This is a genomic window from Kitasatospora sp. NPDC059571, from assembly GCF_042735675.1.
Classification (GTDB): Bacteria; Actinomycetota; Actinomycetes; order Streptomycetales; family Streptomycetaceae; genus Kitasatospora.
In genome coordinates this window covers 1-2,759 of the sequence record NZ_JBHWBW010000697.1, presented here as the reverse complement: position 1 = coordinate 2,759, position 2,759 = coordinate 1, and the positions used below count along the sequence as shown (strand labels likewise).

Annotated in this window: 3 protein-coding genes; 1 reads left to right on the top strand and 2 read right to left on the bottom strand. The window is 74.3% G+C overall.

All coding sequences use genetic code 11. The annotated features are described in order from the left end of the window. Positions 1-73 precede the first annotated feature (73 nt). Positions 74-850, bottom strand: coding sequence for an enoyl-CoA hydratase (locus ACFV0G_RS37980; protein ID WP_380557994.1), 777 nt, complete (start codon positions 848-850; stop codon positions 74-76). Between the two features lie 105 nt (positions 851-955). Continuing rightward, the gene (locus ACFV0G_RS37975) at positions 956-1,984 is read right to left on the bottom strand and encodes an enoyl-CoA hydratase/isomerase family protein (RefSeq protein WP_380557991.1); all 1,029 of its coding nucleotides are present in this window, start codon (positions 1,982-1,984) and stop codon (positions 956-958) included. An 85-nt stretch (positions 1,985-2,069) separates the two neighbouring features. Between ACFV0G_RS37975 and ACFV0G_RS37970 the strand changes: the two genes are divergently transcribed. Then, positions 2,070-2,675, top strand: coding sequence for a hypothetical protein (locus tag ACFV0G_RS37970; RefSeq protein ID WP_380557987.1), 606 nt, complete (start codon positions 2,070-2,072; stop codon positions 2,673-2,675). Positions 2,676-2,759: the final 84 nt, after the last annotated feature.

Sequence of the window (2,759 nt, the reverse complement as noted above, 5' to 3'; positions counted from 1 at the left end):
GGGCCACCTCGCCCGCGCCCCCCCCGGCCGCGCCCCCCCCCCGTCCAGCCGGCCGACGGGCCGTCAGCGGTCGTCAGGCGTTGCGGAACTCCGGGGCGCGCTTCTCCGCGAAGGCCGCCATGCCCTCCTTCTGGTCCGCGGTGGCGAAGGCGGCGTGGAACAGCCGGCGCTCGAACCGGACGCCCTCGGCGAGGGTGGTCTCGAAGGCGCGGTTGACGCTCTCCTTCATCATCACCGCGGCCGGGGCGGACATCGCGGCGACGGTCTCCGCCACGGCCATCGCCTCGTCGAGCAGGTCGGCGGCGGGGACGATCCGGGAGACCAGGCCGGCCCGCTCGGCCTCCTCGGCGCCCATCATGCGGCCGGTCAGGCAGAGCTCCATCGCCTTGGCCTTGCCGATCGCCCGGGTGAGGCGCTGCGAGCCGCCGATGCCGGGGATGACGCCGAGCTTGATCTCCGGCTGGCCGAACTTCGCGGTGTCGGCGGCGAGCAGGATGTCGCAGAGCATCGCCAGCTCGCAGCCGCCGCCGAGGGCGAAGCCGGCGACCGCGGCGACCACCGGCTTGCGCAGCTGCCCGAGGCGGTCCCACGGGCCGAGCCAGTCGTCCAGGTAGACGTCGGGGAAGCGGTTGCCCTGCATCTCCTTGATGTCGGCGCCGGCCGCGAAGGCCTTCTCCGAGCCCGTGATCACCAGACAGCCGATCTCCGGGTCGCGGTCGAACGCGGTGGCGGCGGCGACCACCTCGTTCATCACCTGCGTGTTGAGCGCGTTGAGCGCCTTCGGCCGGTTGAGCGTGATGATGCCGACCCGGCCCTTGCGGTCGACCAGGATCGTCTCGTACTCGGTCATCGTCGTTGATTCCCTTCGTTGCGCGTGGCTTGGCGGCCCGCCCTCACGGTGACACCATTGCCGACCGGCCGGTCGGTGCGCCAGTCTCGCCAGCCGAGACGGTGATCACTCCCGGTCGAGCCGCAGGACGTCCGCACCGGTGAAGTACCGCGCGACGTCGGCCTCGCCGACCTCGGCGAGGGAGGCCGGGCGCCACCGCGGGTTGCGGTCCTTGTCGACCACCTGGGCGCGGATCCCCTCCACCAGGTCGTGCGACTCCAGCGCCGCGCAGGAGATCAGGTACTCCTGCTCCAGCGTCTCGGCCAGCGAGCCGTGCGTCCGCGCCCGGCACAGCGCGGCCAGCGTCACCTTCAGCGCGGTCGGCGACTTGGCGCGGATCTCCTCGGCGGCCTCCTTGGCCTCCGGCTCACCGGCGGCGTCCAACCGGGCCAGGATCTCCTCCACCGTGTCGGCCGCGTAGCACTCGTCGATCCAGCCGCGCTGCGCGGCGAGGGCGGCGGCCGGCGCCTCGGCGGCGTACGCGGCCAGCGCCTCGGCCGGTGAGGTGCGGGCGAGGGCGGCGGTGAAGTCCGCCAGCGCGGCGGAGGGGACGAAATGGTCGGCGAACCCGCACAGCAGCGCGTCGCCCGGGCCCATCGACCGCGCGGTGAGCGCCAGATGGGTGCCGAGCCCGCCCGGCGCCAGGGCCAGCAGCCGGCTGCCGCCGACGTCCGGCATCAGCCCGATCCGGGTCTCCGGCATGGCCACCGCCGAGCGCTCGGTGACCACCCGGACGGATCCGTGCGCGGACAGGCCGACGCCGCCGCCCATGGTGATCCCGTCCATCACGGCCACGTACGGCTTGGGGTAGCGCGAGATCAGGTGGTTGAGCCGGTACTCGTCCCGGAAGAACGCCCGGGCGCCCTCGCCGCCCGCCTTGGCGTCGTCGTGCAGCGCCCGGATGTCCGCACCCGCGCACAGCCCGCGCTCGCCGGCGCCGGTGAGCACCACCGCCGCGACCTCGTCGTGACCGGCCCAGGCCCGCAGCGCGGCGTCGATCTCCAGCAGCATGCCGTGGGTCAGCGCGTTGAGCGCCCGCGGGCGGTCCAGCACGATCCGCCCCGCGCTGCCGTCCCGCCGGATGTCCACACTCATGCGTCGTCTCCCGTCTCGAAATGCCGTGCCGCGGGCAACCTTACGGTGACCGCGCGCCGGGCCGGTCGAGGCCGAGGGGGGACGGATGGGCACAGTCGTGGACATCGCCGTGGCGGTCGTCCTGATCTACGCGGTGCTGGCGATCCTGGCGGGGCGCCCGCCGCTGTCCGGGCCGGCCGTCGCCGTGTTCGCGGTGGCCGAGGGGACCGCCCTGTGGCGGGCGTTCACCTCGGGCCCGGGCTGGCTGCTCTGGCCGGCCTTCGCGGCCGCCGCGCTCTGGCTGGCCAACCTGGTGGTGGGATTCACCGTCATGCGGCGGCTGCGCCGCACCGATCCGCAGGTGCTGCGCGAGGAGGTGCTGCGGACGGCGACCGGCGCCGCGCCGCCGCAGCAGCTGGTGCTGGGCGTCGCCCCGGGCGGGGCGCTGATGATGCAGGGCGTCCGGCCGGAGGGCGGCGCCATCCTGGCCTACGGCTGCCCGATGTGCTTCGTGGAGGAGGTGGTGGACACCCTGGTCGGCCCGGACGCCCCGGTGGTGGCCGCCTACCGCCGCACCCTGCTCGGCGGCACCAACCGCCTGTTCGACCTGCACCGCGGCGTGATCGACGGCCGCTGGCACGCCGACCTGCGCCCGGTCCGGGGCCCGCAGCGGCCCTACCGGCCGCCGTACTGCCCCGTCCACGCTTCCTAATGTCGTTGTCAAGCGGTGGCGGTGACTGGCGGTGTGACCTGGTAGCACCGTCGGTCACGGATCAGGGCCCATAGGACGTTGACG